Origin of the sequence: uncultured Selenomonas sp. (genome assembly GCF_963528755.1) — a bacterium.
Taxonomy (GTDB): domain Bacteria; phylum Bacillota; class Negativicutes; order Selenomonadales; family Selenomonadaceae; genus Selenomonas.
Window position 1 is genome coordinate 74,509 of the sequence record NZ_CAURXA010000005.1, and the last position, 18,082, is coordinate 92,590.

The 18,082-nt window shown below is 58.4% G+C and carries 21 protein-coding genes; 18 read left to right on the forward strand and 3 right to left on the reverse strand.

Annotated elements, in window-relative coordinates:
- Positions 1-5 precede the first annotated feature (5 nt).
- The 7 genes from RWS31_RS07185 (at position 6) to pyrR (ending at position 4,821) form a co-directional block, all read left to right on the forward strand.
- The gene (locus RWS31_RS07185; RefSeq protein ID WP_314597095.1) at positions 6-698 is read left to right on the forward strand and encodes a YggS family pyridoxal phosphate-dependent enzyme; all 693 of its coding nucleotides are present in this window, start codon (positions 6-8) and stop codon (positions 696-698) included.
- A 12-nt stretch (positions 699-710) separates the two neighbouring features.
- Positions 711-1,190 carry a cell division protein SepF gene (locus RWS31_RS07190; protein WP_314597097.1) on the forward strand — a complete coding sequence of 160 codons (480 nt, stop codon included), beginning with the start codon at positions 711-713 and terminating at the stop codon, positions 1,188-1,190.
- A 10-nt stretch (positions 1,191-1,200) separates the two neighbouring features.
- Complete coding sequence (gene proC, locus RWS31_RS07195; RefSeq protein ID WP_314597099.1) at positions 1,201-1,998, forward strand: pyrroline-5-carboxylate reductase; 798 nt, start codon at positions 1,201-1,203, stop codon at positions 1,996-1,998.
- A gap of 7 nt (positions 1,999-2,005) precedes the next feature.
- The gene (locus RWS31_RS07200; protein ID WP_314597101.1) at positions 2,006-2,791 is read left to right on the forward strand and encodes a YlmH/Sll1252 family protein; all 786 of its coding nucleotides are present in this window, start codon (positions 2,006-2,008) and stop codon (positions 2,789-2,791) included.
- Between the two features lie 45 nt (positions 2,792-2,836).
- Positions 2,837-3,283: a signal peptidase II gene (lspA, locus tag RWS31_RS07205; RefSeq protein WP_314597102.1), complete on the forward strand. Its 447-nt coding sequence runs from the start codon at positions 2,837-2,839 to the stop codon at positions 3,281-3,283.
- Between the two features lies 1 nt (position 3,284).
- Complete coding sequence (locus RWS31_RS07210) at positions 3,285-4,190, forward strand: RluA family pseudouridine synthase (RefSeq protein ID WP_314597104.1); 906 nt, start codon at positions 3,285-3,287, stop codon at positions 4,188-4,190.
- A gap of 76 nt (positions 4,191-4,266) precedes the next feature.
- Positions 4,267-4,821 carry a bifunctional pyr operon transcriptional regulator/uracil phosphoribosyltransferase PyrR gene (gene pyrR, locus RWS31_RS07215; RefSeq protein ID WP_294175497.1) on the forward strand — a complete coding sequence of 185 codons (555 nt, stop codon included), beginning with the start codon at positions 4,267-4,269 and terminating at the stop codon, positions 4,819-4,821.
- A 104-nt stretch (positions 4,822-4,925) separates the two neighbouring features.
- Here the strand turns inward: pyrR and RWS31_RS07220 are convergent, their stop codons facing one another.
- The 3 genes from RWS31_RS07220 to RWS31_RS07230 form a co-directional block, all read right to left on the reverse strand.
- A complete protein-coding gene (locus RWS31_RS07220) occupies positions 4,926-5,906 on the reverse strand; it encodes a site-specific integrase (RefSeq protein ID WP_314597349.1) in 981 nt (326 codons plus the stop codon).
- 168 nt (positions 5,907-6,074) lie between these two features.
- On the reverse strand, positions 6,075-6,959 hold the full coding sequence (locus RWS31_RS07225; RefSeq protein ID WP_399553743.1) for a metal ABC transporter substrate-binding protein: 885 nt from the start codon (positions 6,957-6,959) through the stop codon (positions 6,075-6,077).
- A 140-nt stretch (positions 6,960-7,099) separates the two neighbouring features.
- Positions 7,100-7,528 (reverse strand): Fur family transcriptional regulator, encoded by a 429-nt coding sequence (locus RWS31_RS07230; RefSeq protein WP_314597108.1) that lies wholly within the window; start codon positions 7,526-7,528, stop codon positions 7,100-7,102.
- 390 nt (positions 7,529-7,918) lie between these two features.
- Here RWS31_RS07230 and RWS31_RS07235 point away from each other — a divergent pair, with 390 nt between their 5' ends.
- The 11 genes from RWS31_RS07235 (at position 7,919) to RWS31_RS07285 (ending at position 18,077) form a co-directional block, all read left to right on the forward strand.
- On the forward strand, positions 7,919-8,695 hold the full coding sequence (locus RWS31_RS07235; RefSeq protein ID WP_314597110.1) for an isoprenyl transferase: 777 nt from the start codon (positions 7,919-7,921) through the stop codon (positions 8,693-8,695).
- A gap of 39 nt (positions 8,696-8,734) precedes the next feature.
- Positions 8,735-9,565, forward strand: coding sequence for a phosphatidate cytidylyltransferase (locus RWS31_RS07240; RefSeq protein ID WP_314597112.1), 831 nt, complete (start codon positions 8,735-8,737; stop codon positions 9,563-9,565).
- A 3-nt stretch (positions 9,566-9,568) separates the two neighbouring features.
- Positions 9,569-10,726: a 1-deoxy-D-xylulose-5-phosphate reductoisomerase gene (locus RWS31_RS07245; protein ID WP_314597114.1), complete on the forward strand. Its 1,158-nt coding sequence runs from the start codon at positions 9,569-9,571 to the stop codon at positions 10,724-10,726.
- A gap of 1 nt (position 10,727) precedes the next feature.
- Positions 10,728-11,765 (forward strand): RIP metalloprotease RseP, encoded by a 1,038-nt coding sequence (rseP, locus tag RWS31_RS07250; protein WP_314597116.1) that lies wholly within the window; start codon positions 10,728-10,730, stop codon positions 11,763-11,765.
- A gap of 28 nt (positions 11,766-11,793) precedes the next feature.
- Entirely contained in the window at positions 11,794-12,861 is a 1,068-nt protein-coding gene (gene ispG / locus RWS31_RS07255; RefSeq protein WP_314597118.1) for a flavodoxin-dependent (E)-4-hydroxy-3-methylbut-2-enyl-diphosphate synthase, read from the forward strand.
- A gap of 93 nt (positions 12,862-12,954) precedes the next feature.
- Positions 12,955-14,661, forward strand: a complete 1,707-nt coding sequence (locus RWS31_RS07260; RefSeq protein WP_314597120.1) for a proline--tRNA ligase — start codon at positions 12,955-12,957, stop codon at positions 14,659-14,661.
- A gap of 93 nt (positions 14,662-14,754) precedes the next feature.
- Positions 14,755-14,976 (forward strand): DUF5348 domain-containing protein, encoded by a 222-nt coding sequence (locus tag RWS31_RS07265; RefSeq protein WP_265071699.1) that lies wholly within the window; start codon positions 14,755-14,757, stop codon positions 14,974-14,976.
- A gap of 15 nt (positions 14,977-14,991) precedes the next feature.
- Positions 14,992-15,942: a patatin-like phospholipase family protein gene (locus RWS31_RS07270; protein WP_314597122.1), complete on the forward strand. Its 951-nt coding sequence runs from the start codon at positions 14,992-14,994 to the stop codon at positions 15,940-15,942.
- 60 nt (positions 15,943-16,002) lie between these two features.
- Positions 16,003-17,082: a cupin domain-containing protein gene (locus RWS31_RS07275; RefSeq protein WP_314597123.1), complete on the forward strand. Its 1,080-nt coding sequence runs from the start codon at positions 16,003-16,005 to the stop codon at positions 17,080-17,082.
- Entirely contained in the window at positions 17,075-17,557 is a 483-nt protein-coding gene (locus RWS31_RS07280) for a hypothetical protein (protein ID WP_314597124.1), read from the forward strand. Before RWS31_RS07275 ends, RWS31_RS07280 begins: the two co-directional genes overlap by 8 nt.
- A gap of 76 nt (positions 17,558-17,633) precedes the next feature.
- Positions 17,634-18,077 (forward strand): DUF1934 domain-containing protein, encoded by a 444-nt coding sequence (locus RWS31_RS07285; protein ID WP_314597126.1) that lies wholly within the window; start codon positions 17,634-17,636, stop codon positions 18,075-18,077.
- The last annotated feature ends 5 nt before the right edge of the window (positions 18,078-18,082 follow it).

Consider the following 18,082-nt stretch of genomic DNA (forward strand, 5'->3'; position numbering starts at 1 on the left):
GCAAGTTGATCGAAGAGAATCTGCATGAAGTCTTGCGCTCCATCGAGGAGAGCAGGGCGAAGAGGACGATTGCCGATGCGAAAGAGCCTGTCCGCCTCGTGGCGGTGACGAAGAATCACGGCGTCGCCGAGATGCGCGAGGCGATCGCGCATGGCGTGACGGACATCGGCGAAAACCGCATACAGGAAGCGCGGGAGAAGTTCGAAACGCTTGAGCGCACGGCTGTATGGCATCTCATCGGTCACTTGCAGAAGAACAAGGCGAAGTACGCCGTGAAGCTCTTCGACCTCATTCATTCCGTTGACACCTTGGAGCTTGCCGAGGCCTTGGACAAGGAAGCGGGCAAGATCGGCAAGCGGCAGGACGTCCTCGTGCAGGTCAACCTTGCCAAAGAAGCGTCGAAGTCCGGCATTTACGAAGAGGACTTGCAGCCCTTGCTCGAAGCTGTCGACGCACTGCCGCATCTGCGCCTTCGCGGTCTGATGTGCATAGCGCCCAACTACGACGAAGTCGAGGAGACGAGGCCGCTCTTTCGCCGCATGTATGAAATTTTTCAAAGGACGAAGGACTTTCCGTGGAAAACGGCGAATATAAGTTATTTGTCAATGGGTATGACACATGATTATCGGATCGCTGTGGAAGAAGGCGCCAATATCGTTCGTGTCGGCACGGCCATTTTCGGGCCACGTCAATATTGAGGAGGGAACAAGATGGGCTTCATTGATAAGGTGTGCGGAAAAATCGGCCTGATCGATCCGGAAGACATCAACGATAAAAGGGATTTGCGCGACGAAGACGACGATTTTGCAGAGTTTGACGAGATGGAGCGCGAGGAAGCGCCGGCGTCGAACGTCGTGAACTTCCAAGCGGCAGCGGTGAACGCTGCGATGAACAATGTCGCCGCCTACAAGATGAAGGTCGTCGTCATCGAGCCGAAGTCCTTTGACGATGCGCAGCAGGTGGCGAACTGTCTGCGCGAGAAGCGCCCCGTCGTCATCAACTTTGAGAATACCATCGAGGAGGACGCCAAGCGCATCACGGACTTCATCAGCGGCACGATTTACGCGCTGAACGGCGAGATCAAGAAGGTCAGCAACAACGTCTTCTTCTGTGCGCCGAGCAACGTCAATATCTCCTATTCAGAGGACAAGAAGTCGGTGTCGACGGAGATGCCATGGCTGAAGAAGTAGGGCGGCGGCGATGAAACTTGCATTGATCGGCGGCGGCATGATGGCGGAGGCCATCATCGCCGGCGTCCTGCGCGAAGAGGTGCTTCCTGCGGAGGCGGTCTTCGTCTCCGAGCATAAGGCGGCGCGCGCTGAGGAATTGAAGGAAACGTATGGCGTGCAGGCTTGCTGCAGCGCGCAATCCTTCCTCGGCGATATGGACGTCGTCATTCTCGCCGTCAAGCCGAATGCGGCGGAAGCGGCTCTCTTGGAAATTCGCGGGGCTTTGCGCTCGGATGCCGTCCTCGTGTCCATCGTGGCAGGACTGCCGCTTCCTAAGCTCGAAGCGCTGCTTCCCGGTCAGCCCGTCATCCGCGTCATGCCCAATACGCCGCTCGCCGTGGGCGAGGGCATGTCTGCCTATGCGCTCGGCTCGCGTGCGGGCGCAGCTCACGAGGACGCGATTCGTACGATTCTCGCGGCGGCGGGAAAGGTCGTCTGCGTCAAGGAGTCCTTGATGGATGCCGTCACGGGGCTTTCGGGCAGCGGACCGGCCTTCGCCTTCCTCGTCATCGACGCGCTCGCGGATGGCGGCGTGGCGGCGGGGCTTTCGCGCACGGACGCGCGTCTTCTGGCGGTGCAGACATTGCTCGGCTCCGCCAAGATGGCGCTCGATACGGGCAGGCATCCCGATGAGCTGCGCGATCAGGTCACGTCGCCTGCAGGGACGACCATCGCAGGACTGCGCGTCCTTGAGCAGCGTGCCGTGCGCGGCGCATTCCTTGACGCCGTCTTGAGCGCGGCGGAAAAATCGAAGTCTTTAGGGGAATAGGAGCACTATGTCGAATCGGGAAAAAATCCTGCGTTTCTATCGCGGTTCGGAAGGCGAAGAAACGGCAGCGAAATTAGTCGATGCCGCAGAAAAGGCGATGAAGAATCAAAAGTTCCGCCTGACGGCGTTCCTCGATCCCTTCGGGCAGGAAATCGCCGAGGTCGTGGCGGCGAACTTCGAAGGTCTCGCCGTCTCTTTCAACGGCGGCTATGCGGGGGCGGAGCGCCAGCGTGCCGTCTTTCAGCATGAAGATTTTCGCGGCACGCCCTCTTGGGAAATCGCCGTCGTGGAGGCGCAGTGGAAGGATGCGTTCGCGCACATCTCGCATCGAGACGTTCTCGGCGCGATCATGAGTCTCGGCATCGAGCGCGAGATCATCGGCGACATCCAGATTCAGCAGGGCGCGGCGCGTATCGTCACGGCGGAGAACATGGCGGATTTCCTGCTGACGAACTGCGTGCAATTCGGCGCAGCGCATGTGGCGTGCTCGCTCGGCAAACTTTCCGCCCTCTTGCCGCGCGAGGAGCGCTGCAAGGAGATTCGCGCGACGGTCGCTTCCCTGCGCGCCGACTCGATTGCGGCGGCGGGCTTCGGCATGTCGCGCAGCCGGGCTGCAGTAGACATCGCGGCGGAAAAGCTCAAGCTCAACTGGCAGTCCGTCAAGAGCGCTTCCCAAGCCGTCAAGGAGGGCGACGTGCTTTCCATGCGCGGCAGGGGACGGCTCGAAGTGAAGGAGATTCGCGGTCAGACGAAGAAGGGGCGCACCAGCGTGCTCCTACACCGCTATCTGTGATGACGAAACGAGGTTTCTCTAAGAGAAAGGACTGAGGCGGTTCTCGTGCCGATTTTTTTGAGCATTTGCATCGTAGTCTTGGATCAAGTCGTGAAATTCCTTGTCACCCATGAGATGTTTCCTGGAATGTCAATCCCCGTCATACAAGACGTCTTTCATATCACGTTCGTTCTGAATCCCGGCGCTGCCTTCGGCATCCTCGCCCATCAGCGCTCTTTTTTTATCGTCATGGGCATCGTCATCGTCATCTTGGGCGGCCTTTTCTCGCCCTACATCCGCCGCCAATGTCGCATCTTTCGCTGCGGCACGGCGCTCCTGCTCGGCGGCGCCCTGGGCAATCTGATCGACCGCGTGCGCTTCGGGCACGTCATCGACTTCTTTGATTTCCGTATATGGCCGGTCTTTAATATCGCGGACATCGCCATCGTCGTCGGCGTCGCGGCCATCATCTACGCCATCCTCTTCAAGATGCACCCTGTGGAGGACGCTTGACATGAAGGAACGGCTGATCGTCGACGAAGGAACTGCGGGAGAACGTCTCGACCGCTTTCTCGCCGGCAAGGAAGCGCAGGTTTCGCGCTCCCATATCCAAAAGCTGATCGAAAGCGGTTGCGTCCTCGTCAACGGCAGGACGGCGAAGGCGAACGCCAAACTGCGCGAAGGGGATGCCGTGGAGACGGAAATTCCCGAAGCGCAGGAGTTGGAGATCCTGCCGGAAGCCATCCCTTTGGACATCCTCTACGAGGATTCGGACGTCATCGTCATCAACAAGGCGCGCGGCATGGTCGTCCATCCGGCGGCGGGAGCAGCGGACGGCACGCTCGTCAATGCGCTGCTCCATCACTGCGAGGACTTGTCGGGCATCAACGGCGTCATACGTCCGGGCATCGTGCACCGGCTCGACAAGGACACGTCGGGCGTCATGGTGGCGGCGAAGAATGATCGGGCGCACGTTGACCTCGCCGAGCAGATTCGGGAGAAGACGGCGCAGCGCATCTATCGGGCGATCGTCTGCGGCACGATTGCCGAGGACAGGGGCGAGATCCGTGCGCCGATCGGCCGCCATCCGACGGAGCGCAAGAAGATGGCAGTCGTGCCGGGCGGTAAGGAAGCGAGGACGCTCTTTCGCGTCGTGGAGCGCTTCCCTGCGCACACGCTTGTCGAGTGCCGTCTGAAGACAGGACGCACGCACCAGATTCGCGTCCACATGGCATATATCGGTCATCCGCTGCTCGGCGATCCGAAATACGGCAGGAAGACGCCCGATATAGCGGGGCAGGCGCTTCATTCCTGCGAGCTCTCGTTCACGCATCCGCGCACGAAAGAGCGCATGACATTCGCGGCAGAAATGCCCGAGGATATGAAAGCGATCCTTCATGCCTTGCGGCGAGGGCGCTGAAGCGGCTGAACACATGGAGAAGGCAGGACAGTTGATGGACGAAATGCCATCGAAGAACGGAAAGGGGCGGGATGATATGGCGACCTTGGTCGACAAGACGGTTCTGATGGATGAAGATGCGATCCGCCGCGCACTCACGCGCATTTCGCACGAGATCGTGGAGAGGAACAAGGGCACGGCGGGGATCGTCCTCGTCGGCATACGAAGCCGCGGCATTCCACTCGCGGAGCGCATCGCAGCGGCGATTGAGAAAATTGAGGGAACGAGGCCTGCCATCGGCGTCCTCGACATCACGCTGTACCGCGACGATCTCTCGACCCTCGCATATCAGCCCGTCGTGCGCGAGACGGAGATTCCCGTCGACATCACGGGAAAGACTATCGTGCTCGTCGACGATGTGCTCTACACAGGGCGAACGATTCGCGCGGCGCTCGACGCTCTCATTGACATGGGGCGTCCGAAGAGCATCCAGCTCGCCGTCCTCATCGACCGAGGCCACAGGGAGCTGCCGATTCGCGCCGACTTCGTGGGAAAGAACGTGCCGACCTCCTCCAAGGAGGAGATTCGCGTCATGCTCGAAGAGCACGACGCAGAGGAGCGCGTCGTGCTTGCCGAGAGGCAGGAGGCGTGACATCCGTATATGGAAAAAGAGAAGAGGCCGCAGCGCTTTCGCCTGCAGCCTCTTCTCTTTTTCGTATCGTATCTCACAGCATCGCCTTGTATCGCGCCTGCTTCTTATTTGCCGTACATGCGTGCGAGCGGATTGTCCTTGAAGATGTTTCCCTGCTCGATGTAGCGGTGCACCATCTTCTCCGATTTGTGGCGCGTCTGGCGCATGATGGTCAGGGCGTCGACGTCGTGCTGCGCGGCGCTCGTCGCGAAGCCTCGGCGCAGGCTGTGCCCGGCGAAATCCTCTTCGCTGAGACCGGCTTTCTTGATGTACTTCTTGACGATGAGCGCCACGGACTTGTCCGAGAGCTGCGTATCGCGCAGTTCATGATTGCGCTTGAAGGGGCGGAAGAGCGGCCCTTTTTTGATGCCGCTGAGGGAGAGCCACGCACGCAGCGCACGCACGGCGCAGATTTCCTTGTCGGGCGCATAGGGGATGCCGATATAGCTTCCTTTGCCGAGTTGATCGCCTTTTGATTTGCCGATGAAGACGACCATGCCTTCAGCAGAAAAACTGATATCCTCGACCGTGAGCGCGACGAGTTCCGAGCGGCGGAACGCTCCTGCAAAACCGAGGAGGAGTAGCGCCTTGTCACGAATCGAGGCCTCGTCCGTGCCGAAGCCGTCGGCGATCAGATAGAGCGTCTCCAAGAGGATCGGCGCCTTGCCGTGCTGGAAGGTTCCCTTCTCCCTGCGGATGGCTGACATGGCGTTTCGCACGAGTCCCGAGTGGGCGGGATTGTCGCGCTTGTAGCCGGCGGCGATGTGGTTCTCCGAGATGGCGGTGACGCGGCGCGAAACCGTGTTCGCCTTCGCATTGTCCGCGAGGTCATTGATGTAGTTGACGATGGTCTCCGGCTCTGCGGGCAGGGAAGCAGTCTGGTGATGCTCGCACCAGTCGGCAAAATCGTTCCAATCGCTCGCATATGATTTGATCGTATTGAACGATTTGCTCTTCTGCATACGCCTCTTGCTCTTGGCGGAAAGTTTCTCGTTCTGCTCGACCTGCTGGTTCTTGGCGAGCAGGAAATCGTCGCGCACATCCATCACAAAACACCTCATGCGTCAAAGTTCATTTGGCAGTATCACCATTATACAGGAATCTCGGATTTTTTCCAGATGGAAAAAGCGGATGCAGCTCGATGGCTTCGAGGTGCATCCGCTTTCTTGTCAGGAAAGTTTGTGAAATCGGTTTCTTTTTTTGCAGCAGCAGGCTTACTGCAGCGCCGTCTTCAGTGTTTCCATGTTCTTCTTCATGGTGTCAATGTAGGCGTTGATCGCCTGCTCGTTCGCCTCGCCCGTGACAACGGGATCAAGCGTGTAGATCTTCGCGCCTGTCTCGCGCGCGATGGTTTCAGCGGCGCTCGGCGAATACTGCGGCTCGGTGAAGAGGACCTTGACGGGCAGTTTCTTGACCTGCTCGATCGTAGCCTGCAGCTCGGCGGGCGTCGGCTCGGTGCCCGGCTCGCGCTCAACGACGCTGATGATGTTGAGGCCGAATTCCTTGGCGAAGTAGGGGAAGGCTTCGTGGAAGGTCACGATGTCCTTGTTCGGCACCGTGTCGAGTTCGGCGTGCATCTCGGCCTTGAGTGCTTCGAGCTTCTTGATGTAGGCCGCCGCGTTCTTTTCGTAGGCATCGGCGTGCTTGGGATCGGCCGCCTTGAGCTGCTCGGCGATGTTCTTCACCTGCAGGATAGCGTCGGTGACGCTGAGCCAAACGTGCGGATTCTCTTCATCATCGTCTTTCAGAAGCTCGATGCCCTTGGAAGCGTCGATGATCTTGAGGTTTTTCCGCTGCTCGATGACTTTGTCGAGGAAGCTCTCCATGCCTGCGCCGTTGATGACGAAGGCATCGGCCTTTTCGAGCGTCTTCATGTCCTCGGTCATGAGCTGGTAGTCGTGCAGGCAGCCTGTCTGCGGCTTCGTCATGTTGGTGACGGTCACGCCGTCGACGCCCTGCGTGATATTGATGGTGGCGACGTACATGGGGTAGAAGGACGTGACGATGTGGAAAGATCCGTCTTTTCCGCCTCCCGCCGTGTTCGTGCCGCCGCATCCCGTGAGGAGTAGGCAGAGAGAGGCGAGAAGACAAAAGAGCATGTTTTTGCGTTTCAAAAGAATGACCTCCTGTGCGTGGGGAAACAACATGAATGATTTCCCTTTGAATAGTAATTTTACTATTTGATAGAATAGCACAGGAGGTTTGATTTGACAAGCTTATTTTTGTTGGAAAGAGGAATTTAAAGACCTTTCTTTTTACGGCAGTCTTGGCAAATGCCGTAGAATTCAAAGATGTGCCCCGTGATGAGGAAGCCTCTTGCCTCGGCTTCCTTCGTGTAGGCTTCCTGCATGGGACAGATATCGATGCATTCCGTCTTGCCGCATTCCGTACAGACGAGGTGGTGGTGGTGATGACCTGGCTCGATAATCTCATAGACGTTTCCTGCTGCGCGGTAGATTTCGTGAATAACGCCGAGATTCGAGAGAAGCGCGAGGTTGCGATAGATCGTATCGAGGGAAACATTGGAATGCTTCTTGCGTACGGTGGCAAGAAGCTGCTGCGCCGTGGGGAAGGGATCGCATTCATGGAAGGCGTCGAGAACGGCGCGCCGCTGCGGGGTCAGTTTGTAGCCTTTGGAGCGCAGGAGTTTCAGATGATCTTCAGTCATGACATCCTCCTTTTGTCGAGGGTATACACGGTTTTTCTCATCATACCATAGGAAGGCGGAAAGGGATAGAGTGCGGAAGAAAGAATCGTTGGGCAGATGCTTTGTTCTGTGTGATAGAAACTTGATAATATGGAAATGAAATCGTACAGACGCTCAGAAAAGGGCATACGTAACAGAGCCTTCCCAGAGAACCAAAAAAATATTTGTCAAGCGTAAACGACAACGTCGTGATCTCATCGGTTGCATCCTTTCACTGAAAGCTGCTAAAATATACTATGGATATGCTCCTTTTTCCATGCTATAATGATTCCGTGCTATAATGATTTCGTGAGATCTCTGTAATAAAAATGTGGGCATGATGAGAATCCATGACTGGTAAGGGGAGCGTATATGTGGAAGAAGATTTTTGGCAAGTCTGCAACACAAAAGAATGAAGGGACTCCCGTCGATATCGAGCGCTCGCGCCTGCCACGCCATGTTGCCGTCATCATGGACGGAAACGGACGCTGGGCGAAGGGGCAGGGATTCTTACGCACGGTCGGTCATCGTGCGGGCGTAGATACGTTGCATGATATTCTAGATACAGCGATCGATTTGAAGCTGGAAGTTCTGACGGTCTATGCGTTTTCAACGGAGAATTGGAAGCGGCCGCATGATGAGGTCGATTTTCTCATGCGACTCTTTTCCGAGTATCTCGATAAGGAAGAAAGGGAGATGCACGAGAAGAATGTGCGCATCCGCTTCATCGGGCGCGTCGATGAATTGACGCCCGAGCTGATTCGGCGCGTACGCCATGCCGAAGAACTGATGAAGAACAATACGGGCGTGCACTTCTGCGTCGCTGTCAACTACGGCGGGCAAGACGAGATCTGCCGTGCTGTGCAGGGGTTGGCTGGGAAGGTACAGGCGGGGAAACTTTCGCCGGAGGATGTCACGCCGGAGCTTTTTCAGGCGTCGCTCGATACGAAGGAATTGCCGCCCGTTGACCTTGTGATCCGTACGAGCGGCGACATGCGTCTGAGCAACTTTCTGTTGTGGCAGGCGGCGTATGCGGAGTTTTGGTTCACGGAAACGAATTGGCCGGATTTCAAACCTGAGTACTTCATGGAAGCGCTTCGCGACTATGCGAGCCGCGAGCGGCGCTTCGGTGGAATCAAGGAGAAATAAGAGGAAATAAAGGGATCGCCTAACAGAGAGGTGCTTGACTTGCTTACAAGAATTATCACGGGCGTTGTCGGCATAGCGCTCGCAGCCTTCGTCATTATGCAGGGAGGTTGGCTCTATGCCATTTTTGCCATTGTGCTTTCGTTCGTTGCATGGCATGAGTACGCGTCGGCGTTCGATCATCTGGGAAAGCCTCTCGCGAGACTCGTCGGCTTCATCGCTATCTCGCTCTTCGGCACTGCCGCTTGGCTGTGGGGAAGCGCGTGGCTTGTCGCAATTGCGACGTTTGCTGCGCTCCTCGTTTTTGCCGAGGCTGTCTTTCGCCATGAGACTTTTGCCGTCGATCAGGCGTGCTTTTCCATCGCGGGCATCGTCTATGTCGGCTTCTCTTTCGCGCATCTGATTCTGCTGCGCTTCCTGGCGCAGGATGTCGTTCTCGCAACGCCCGCCGGCGATATGACGCTTGGCTGCGCGTTCCTTTGGATCATGTTCCTCGGCACATGGTCGAGCGATACGTTCGCTTACTTCGCCGGCTCGTTCTTCGGCAGGCGCAAACTGTGCCCCGCCATCAGTCCGAAGAAGACGGTCGAAGGATTTCTTGGCGGCCTTGTCGGCACGACGGCAGTCGTCGCGGCGCTCGGCTGTGCTCTTGGCTTTTCCGTGCCGTTGATGGCACTGCTCGGTGTGCTTCTCGCGCTCGTGGCGACGGTCGGCGATCTTGCCGAATCCGTCATCAAGCGCTATACGGGTGTCAAGGATTCGGGACGGCTTATCCCGGGGCACGGCGGCGTCCTTGACCGTTTCGACAGCGTGATGTTCACCGCGCCCTTTGTTTATTATTTTATTCAAGTCTTCGGCTTGGCAGGAGTTTGATGTATGAAGAATATTGCAATCTTGGGTTCTACCGGTTCGATTGGACGCCAGACAGTTGATGTGGCGCTTGCACATCCGGAGCTTTTTACTGTTTCTGTGCTTGCGGCGAACGCAAGCGACGAATTGCTGGAGAAGCAGATCGAAGCGCTCTCCCCTGAGCTTGCCGTGCTTGCCGACGAGGCGGCGGCGGCGAGGCTCAAGGCGCGGTATGGCGGCAAGACGCGCATCGAAGGCGGCCGCGACGCCTTCATCGAGGCGGCGGCATATCCGGCGGCGGACATCGTCGTCACGAGCATGATGGGGTTTGCGGGGCTTGCACCGACGATGAAGGCGCTCGAAGCGAAGAAAGACATCGCACTCGCGAACAAGGAGACGCTCGTCGTCGCGGGTGAACTCGTCATGGCGAAGGCGCGTGAGATGGGCGCGGCGATCCTGCCCGTCGACAGCGAGCACTCGGCGCTCTTTCAGTGCCTGCAGGGCGAGGAGGCAAGATGCGTCGAGCGCATCATCCTCACGGCTTCGGGTGGCCCCTTCCGAGGGAAGACGCAGGACGCGCTCAAGAAGGCGACGGTCGAAGAGTGCCTTGCGCATCCGACGTGGCAGATGGGGCAGAAGATCACGATCGACTCTGCTACGCTCGTCAATAAGGGGCTTGAGGTCATCGAGGCGCATTGGCTCTACGATGTGCCGTACGATGCGATCGAGGTCGTCGTCCATCCTGAGAGCATCATCCATTCGATGGTTGGCTTCAAGGACGGTGCCGTCATGGCACAGATTGGACCGGCCGACATGCGCCTGCCAATCCAGTACGCACTGACGTATCCGAAGCGCCAGTCTTCGTCTTTTGAGCGGCTGGACTTTTCCAAGCTCGCGCATCTTTCTTTTGAAAAGCCCGACACAGCGACGTTTCGCGGACTTCCTCTCGCCTACGAGGCGGGGCGTGCGGGCGGCACGATGCCATGCATCATGAACGCAGCGAACGAGGTGGCCGTCGCGGCATTTCTGGCGGGGAGAATCCACTTCCTTGACATCTATGCGATCATCGAGCGCACGATGGAGAAGTGCGGCGTGCAGAAGGCGCCGACGCTGGACGATCTCTTCGCCACCGATGGCGAGGCGCGGCGCGTGGCGCAGGGCTTCCTGCAGGAAATAGGGGGTTGAGATGGTCGTAACGCTTCTAGCATCCATTTTCGTCTTCGGCATCCTCGTCCTCGTGCATGAGGTCGGGCATTTCGTGGCGGCGAAGCTCACGGATATGCGCGTCGACCGTTTCGCGATTGGCTTCGGGCCGAGGATCGTCAAGTACACGCACGGCGAGACGGAATACTCCCTGCGTGCGCTTCCGCTGGGCGGCTTCAACGATATAGCGGGCATGGATGCCGCGAACAATACGGCGGGTGAGCGCGGCTATTGCGCGAAGTCGATTCCCGCGCGCATGATCGTCATCCTTGCCGGCTCTTTCATGAACCTTGTCCTGCCGATCTTCCTTTTCTTCGGCATCTTCTTTTTCGCCGGCGTTTCTACGCCTTCGAGCGAGCCTGTGCTCGGCACGGTGGTACCGGGGCATCCTGCCGCCAGTGCGGGACTCCTTGCGGGCGACCGCATCGTCGCCATTGAAGGTGCGCCCGTGAACTCGTGGCAGGACATCACGAGCCTCATTAAGGACGCGGACGGCAAGGTCCTGCACGTTGAGTACGAACGCGCGGGCGAGCATCAGACGGTGAGCGTCATTCCTGCCTACAACGCGCAGGAGAAGCGCTCGCTCATCGGCGTCAGTTCGTCCGTCACGACGCGCATGCCGGGCTTCTTCGAAGCCGCTGAGCTTGCCGTCACGCGCACGGGCACGACGCTCATGATGATGCTCTCGATGCTCGGGCAGATGGTCACAGGCGCACAGCAGGCCGATCTCGCGGGGCCCATCGGTGTCGCGCAGATCGCAGGCGAGGCGGCGCAGATCGGCGTCGTGCCGCTTTTGAGCCTCACGGCTCTCTTGAGCCTCAATCTTGCGATCATCAACTTGTTCCCGATTCCAGCGCTCGACGGCGGTCACTTCCTGACGCTTGTCGTCGAGGCTGTACGTGGCAAGCCCCTTTCAGCGAAGGCGATGCACTACGCGCAGATGTTTGGTGTATCGCTTCTCGTGCTCTTGATGCTCTACGCGACGAAGAACGACATCATGCGCATCTTCGTAGGCGGCTGATATTTTTATTAAAAAAGAAGGGTAGACCATGCAGAGGAAGATCACGCGGCAGATTCATATCGGCGCTGTCGCCATCGGCGGCGGGGCTCCCGTCTCCGTGCAGTCCATGACGAATACGAAGACGCAGGATGCACAGGCGACGGTTCGCCAGATCGAGGCGCTCGCGGCTGCAGGCTGCGACATCGTGCGCCTTGCCGTGCCCGACAAGGAAGCGGCAGCGAACATCGGAAAGATCAAGGCGCAGACGAAGGTGCCGCTCGTCGCCGACATCCATTTTGACTATCGCTTGGCGCTTCAGGCCATCGAGCAGGGCATTGATGCGCTCCGGCTCAATCCCGGCAATATCGGCGGAGCGGAGAACGTGCGCCGCGTCGCTGAGGCGGCGAAGGCACGCGGCATACCGATCCGCATCGGCGTCAATGCAGGTTCGTTGGACAAGCGTCTTTTGACAAAGTACGGTGGCGTCACGGCGGAGGCTCTCGTAGAATCCGCATTGGAGCATGTGCGCCTGTTGGAGGAGCAGGATTTTCATGATATGAAAATTTCGCTCAAGGCGCATGACGTGCCATTGACGCTCGCGGCATATCGCCTGATGAGCGAGAGATGCGACTATCCGCTGCATCTCGGCATCACGGAGGCGGGCACCGTACGCTCGGGCATCATCAAATCGGCAGTTGGCATCGGTGCACTTCTCGCTGAAGGCATCGGCGACACCCTGCGCGTATCTTTGACGGGCGATCCGATAGTCGAGGTGCGCGTCGCGCGAGAGATTTTAAAGTCCCTGGGGCTCAGGGATTATGGCCCGACGCTGATTTCCTGTCCGACGTGCGGCAGAACGGCCATCGACCTTCCTTCGATTGCCGAGCGTGTGGAGGAAAGGCTCAGCGGCATCGCGCGTCCTATCCAGGTCGCCGTCATGGGCTGCGTCGTCAACGGCCCGGGCGAAGCGCGCGGCGCCGATGTCGGCATTGCGGGCGGCAAGGGCGTCGGCCTCGTCTTCAGAAAGGGCGAGGTCGTGCGGCAGGTCAAGGAAGAAGAGCTGGTCGAAGAGCTGTTCCGCGAGATAGACAGTATCTTGGAGGAAGAGCAGGCTTGAATAAAAGCGTCCGCTTGCCTTGAGCGGCGGATTGTTTTCATAGATGGGGAATGCAGCGAACGAAGCGCACGCCCTAAGAGGAGGAAGTTTTCATTGCTTACATCGAAGTTATACGCGCCGACGCTGCGCGAGGTGCCTTCCGACGCTGAGATCACGAGTCATCGTCTCATGCTGCGCGCGGGAATGATCCGTAAGGCGGCGGGCGGTGTCTATACGTATCTGCCTTTGGCGTGGCGCACGATAAAGAAGATCGAGCAGATCATCCGCGAGGAGATGGATGCGGCGGGCGGGCAGGAGCTGTGCATGCCGATCATGCAGCCGGCGGAGATCTGGCAGGAGTCGGGGCGTTGGAGCGTATTCGGACAGGAGATGTTTCGCCTGAAGGACTGCCATGGCCGTGAATTCTGTCTCGGCCCGACGCACGAGGAGATGATCACGACGCTCGTGCGCGATGAGGTGCGCTCCTACAAGCAGCTGCCGCTCCTTCTGTACCAGATTCAAAACAAGTATCGCGACGAGATTCGTCCGCGCTTCGGACTCATGCGCAGCCGCGAGTTCATCATGAAGGATCTCTATTCCTTTGATAAGGACGAGACGAGTGCTGACATTTCCTACAAGAAGATGTACGACGCCTATACAAACATCTTCACGCGCTGCGGCCTGAAGTTCCGTCCCGTCGAGGCGGACGCGGGTGCGATCGGCGGCAATCACACGCATGAGTTCACGGTGCTCGCTGCCGCCGGTGAGTCGGAAATTGCCTGCTGCACGGCGTGCGACTACGCGGCGAACGTGGAAAAGGCGGAGCTTCTTCCCATCGACGCTTCCGAGGAAGAGGCGCAGCCTTTGCAGAAGGCCGAGACGCCCGCCTGCAAGACCATCGAGCTTGTGGCCGACTTCCTGCGCGTGCCGCTCGAAAAGACAATCAAGGCGGTCGCCTTCCAGGATGAAAACGATGCCCTCGTGCTCGCTTTCGTGCGCGGCGATCATGAAGTCAACGACGTGAAGCTACAGAATGCCGTGGGGGCGCTTGAACTGCGCATGGCAGATGAGGCGGCGATTTCGGCAGCGGGCGGCGTCGCGGGCTTCATGAGTCCCATCGGCATCAAGAAGGGCACGAAGATCGTCGTCGACAGCACGGTCATGAAGATGAAGAATGCCGTTGCGGGTGCGAACGAGGTCGACGTGCATTATACGGGCGTGAATCCCGTGCGCGATTTCACGGATGTCCTCACCACAGATATCCGCTTGATGGTAGCGGGCGATCCTTGCCCACACTGCGGTGCGCCCGTCGAGATCACGCGAGGCATCGAGGCGGGACAGGTCTTCAAACTCGGCACGAAGTACAGCGAGGCGCTCGGCGCGACCTTCCTCGATGAGAACGGCAAGGAGAAGGCGCTCTTCATGGGCTGCTATGGCATCGGCGTCGGCAGAACGATGGCGGCGGCCATCGAGCAGCACAACGACGAGCACGGCATCATCTGGCCGCGTGCCATTGCGCCCTACGAGGTCGTGGTTGTTCCCGTCAATGCGAAGGTGTCCGAGCAGCTGGCGCTTGCTGAAGAGGTGTATGAGACGCTTTTGGCCGCAGGTGTCGACGCGATTCTCGACGACCGCAAGGATCGCGCGGGTGTGAAGTTCAAAGACGCCGACCTCATCGGCTATCCGCTGCGCATCACGATCGGTCCGAAGGCCTTGGAAGAGGGCAAGATCGAACTGAAGGTGCGCCGCTCGGGCGAGAGCTGCGACTGCGCGAAGGCGGAGTGCTTGGCGAAGGTGCAGGAGCTTTTGAAAGATCTTTGAGTTTTGAGGAAGTGCAGATGTGTGAAAATGGGCGACTGAATTTATCAGTGCGTCCTTGATACGGGAGACTGCTGAGAAAGGAGAGGGAGCATCATGGAAGGAGAAATCCTCTGGAAGAAGGATCATTATGCCATACGTTACTTCGAGGACGGCGATGAACATCTGCAGTCGCTGGCATTGGGCGATGAGATCGAAGTCCTCGTCAACGACGCATGGAAAAAGGTGAAGGTGGAGGCGAAGAACGGCGAGCCGGTTCTCGTCGGCGTCGGCTATGGCGACGGCATCGGCTGCCAGGCGCGTTTTGAGAAGAAGTAGCCGGAGGCGATGAGCATGGAGAAGATGGGCATAGTGTTTGCCGGCGGCAACGGCAACAGCGCTTATCAGATGGGCGCATGGAAGGCGCTGCACAGCTACGAGCTTGAGTCTTCCGTCAGTGTCGTCTCCGGAACGTCTTTTGGTGCGCTGAACGCCATGATGTTCGCGAGCGACGGCTACGAGAAGGCGGAGGTCATGTGGCAGAATGCCGCGAAGCTTAAGATTACCAACGTGCCGATCACGAAGCTCAAGGAAATCTACGACATCATCGTGACGAGCGGGCTTTCTGGCGTATCGTTTGAGCAGTTTCTCGCACTTTTCGGGCATGGTCTTTTCGATGAAAAGAGCTTCGCTGCGTTCTTGGAAGAGCATCTGGATCTCTCCAAGGTGCGTGAAAGCATCGAGCACATCTTTGTCGGAGCAACGAAATTTCCGACGGTTGAGCCTTCTTACTATGATATCCTGCGCTATCCGGAGAAGATGCGCAAGGTTCTTCTGACTGCGGCGAACGCTCTGCCGATCCTCTACTCGCAGCTGCGCTTTTCCAACGGCGTTGTGCTCTGGGAGGGAAGTTTCACCGATCTTTCTCCGCTCCTGCCCGTCTACGAGGCGGGCGTACGGCTGATCTTCGTGCTGCACCTGTCACAGAGGAGCACTGTGCAGAAGAACCTTTATCCCGATGCGAAGATTTATGAGCTTTTCCCGCGCCCCGATTTCTCCGATCGCCCGGGCTGCGTCGATTTCACGCGTCTTTCTGTCGAAAAGCGCATGAAGGAAGGCTACGGCGATATGGTCGACTTGATTCAGAAGCTCATGAAGGAGGGCGTCGTAAGCTGCCCCATCGGCGATAAGATCAAGGAAGTCAAGGCGAAAGAAGGGGACTTTCTCAAGCAGACGAAGCGGACGGAGGATCGCGAAGCCGAGCGAAAGCGCAGTGAGATCATGGAACTTTTGACGGAAAAATGAGGCGGGCGGCGCTTTTCTGCTGCCGCTTTTCTTTTGAATTTGTGTGAAAGGTGGAGGCGCATGCGGTATGGAAAGGCTGCGGTCTGGCTTCTGACGGGGATCTTGGCAGGGATGTTGCCGACGATGCAGACGGGTGATGCGGCGACTCAGTCGAAGCCGCCGGCCTCGTCTGCCCCCCAAGGTTCGGACGGCAAGACGAATACTGCGGGGACGGCGATGGATGAGGCGGCGTGGGAAGCCGCTTTGGCTGCAGGCGCGACGGTCAGCGCTGTGCATGGGACGGTGACGCCGGATCCGGCTGCAGCACAAGCGGCGCCGGATGCGAGTGCGGCCGCTGGCAAGGCGGATGCTACGCCAGCGGCAAATGCGGGCGCAGTTCAAGTGGAACGTACGGTTGAGTTGCCGACAGCAAATGAAAAATCTACTGCAGCGGAGGCGACGGTGACACCCGATGTCATGGAAGAGCCAGCGTCTTCGTATATGGACGATGAAGGTGGTGCAATGCCGTCGGTTCAGCCTGCGCAGCAGATGCGGCAGGAAAGCGCGGTCGTACAGATGACGACGCCCGAGGTTCAGGCGGCAACGACGACAGCAGTTTCGAATGCGGCAGCACGCGTGCAGGAAATCATGCAGAAGTTCCGGCTCTCGGGCAATCCGCGAAGCGGCGCCTACAGCTGGGTCTACACGTCGCCGACGTGGACGTCGGAAGCCATCAGCCGCCCAGCGGCGGGCAGCAGTTACTTCCTGCTCGCCGGCTCGGAGAACTTGCGCTTCCAGTCCTTTGACTGCGATGAGATATGGTACTTTCATGAAGGCTGCGGCATGAGGCTGACGGTGCTCGGCGCCGATGGCACGTTACGCACCTTCGAACTTGGTGTGGGCGGCGCGGCTATGCCGATGGTTCTGATTCCCAAGGGACAGATCTTCGCGGCGGAGAATGTTGATTCTGCGGGCTACAGCTTCATCAGCTGCATGACGATTCCTGCCTTGGAGACGGCGGGAATCCGCGTTTGGCAGCGTGAGGAGCTTTTGGCAAGGTATCCACAGGCGAAGGAAGCAATCGAGCGCTACACCGATGCGCCGTGGGGAGCGGCTCGAAAGCAGGAGATGGCACAGGCAGGAGGCGATATTCATGGCTGAAATGGTGTACATGGAAACTTTGGAAGAGATTCGCGAAGGCTGCCATAAGAGTGTCAAGCGGTATGCCGTGCTGGGTGCGGCGAATGCGGTCAATCCGATTCCCGGACTCGATATCGGCGTTGATGCGGGACTCTGCTTGCGCATGATGGCGGATATGCGTGCGCGTTTCGGATTGTCCAAGGAAGCCGAGAGCAAGCTGCGTCACTACGACGTCCTTGTGCCTCTCGTCAAGAAGGTGTTCGACTTTGCGACGAAGGAAGGCGTGATGATCGTTTTGAAAAGCTTTGGCAAGCGCTACCTCGGCAAGACGACGGCGAAGTATGTGCCTTTCATTGGACAGGGAATCGCAGCGGCTGCCGGGTATGGCATGATGCGCTGGTTCGCACGCCAGTATATCGAGGACTGCTACGAGCTTGCACGCTTGGCGCGTGAGAATGCGGTCACAATCGATGCGGAGGCGAAAGTACTTCCTTAGTCTTATGGAAAAAATCTGGCAGACATGGTAGCCTTTATACTTGGATTTAGGAATCGACGGGAAGAGGAGAGACAGCGTGAACAGGGTGATCGTAAAAGTCACGGGAGAGCAGAAGGATGCGTCAGGCGATATCAGCCGCATAGAGATGACGGCGATGGGCGAGCATTACTTTCGCAACGGCAAGCACTACATCATCTACGAGGATACATCCCTTGCCGAAGGCGCGCCCGCCTCGACGATGCTTAAGGTCGCGGCAGATTCCCTGACGCTGACGCGGCGCGGCGCCGTCGAGCAGAAGCAGCGCTTCTCGCCGCAGAGCGAGAGCCGCAGCCGCTACCGCACGCCCTTCGGCGATCTCGACCTCTGCGTTGCGACGCAGCGTCTCGACATCGCCTACGGTTCCGTCTCAGGTCGGATCGATGTCTCCTACGACATGCACATCAACGGCGAATGGCAGTCGGCGAACGAACTGCATATCGAGGTTGAGGCGGATGTGTCGGAACTGCAGAAGCTGAACTGAGACGC

Coding starts and splice junctions, on each gene's coding strand:
- RWS31_RS07210 (WP_314597104.1), top strand. CDS start 3,285: ATGAAGGAACGGCTGATCGTCGACGAAGGAACTGCGGGAGAACGTCTC.
- proC (WP_314597099.1), top strand. CDS start 1,201: ATGAAACTTGCATTGATCGGCGGCGGCATGATGGCGGAGGCCATCATC.
- RWS31_RS07220 (WP_314597349.1), bottom strand. CDS start 5,906: ATGGATGTGCGCGACGATTTCCTGCTCGCCAAGAACCAGCAGGTCGAG.
- RWS31_RS07230 (WP_314597108.1), bottom strand. CDS start 7,528: ATGACTGAAGATCATCTGAAACTCCTGCGCTCCAAAGGCTACAAACTG.
- ispG (WP_314597118.1), top strand. CDS start 11,794: ATGCAGAGGAAGATCACGCGGCAGATTCATATCGGCGCTGTCGCCATC.
- RWS31_RS07265 (WP_265071699.1), top strand. CDS start 14,755: ATGGAAGGAGAAATCCTCTGGAAGAAGGATCATTATGCCATACGTTAC.
- RWS31_RS07190 (WP_314597097.1), top strand. CDS start 711: ATGGGCTTCATTGATAAGGTGTGCGGAAAAATCGGCCTGATCGATCCG.
- RWS31_RS07225 (WP_399553743.1), bottom strand. CDS start 6,959: ATGCTCTTTTGTCTTCTCGCCTCTCTCTGCCTACTCCTCACGGGATGC.
- RWS31_RS07200 (WP_314597101.1), top strand. CDS start 2,006: ATGTCGAATCGGGAAAAAATCCTGCGTTTCTATCGCGGTTCGGAAGGC.
- rseP (WP_314597116.1), top strand. CDS start 10,728: ATGGTCGTAACGCTTCTAGCATCCATTTTCGTCTTCGGCATCCTCGTC.
- RWS31_RS07275 (WP_314597123.1), top strand. CDS start 16,003: ATGCGGTATGGAAAGGCTGCGGTCTGGCTTCTGACGGGGATCTTGGCA.
- RWS31_RS07280 (WP_314597124.1), top strand. CDS start 17,075: ATGGCTGAAATGGTGTACATGGAAACTTTGGAAGAGATTCGCGAAGGC.
- pyrR (WP_294175497.1), top strand. CDS start 4,267: ATGGCGACCTTGGTCGACAAGACGGTTCTGATGGATGAAGATGCGATC.
- RWS31_RS07270 (WP_314597122.1), top strand. CDS start 14,992: ATGGAGAAGATGGGCATAGTGTTTGCCGGCGGCAACGGCAACAGCGCT.
- RWS31_RS07235 (WP_314597110.1), top strand. CDS start 7,919: ATGTGGAAGAAGATTTTTGGCAAGTCTGCAACACAAAAGAATGAAGGG.
- RWS31_RS07245 (WP_314597114.1), top strand. CDS start 9,569: ATGAAGAATATTGCAATCTTGGGTTCTACCGGTTCGATTGGACGCCAG.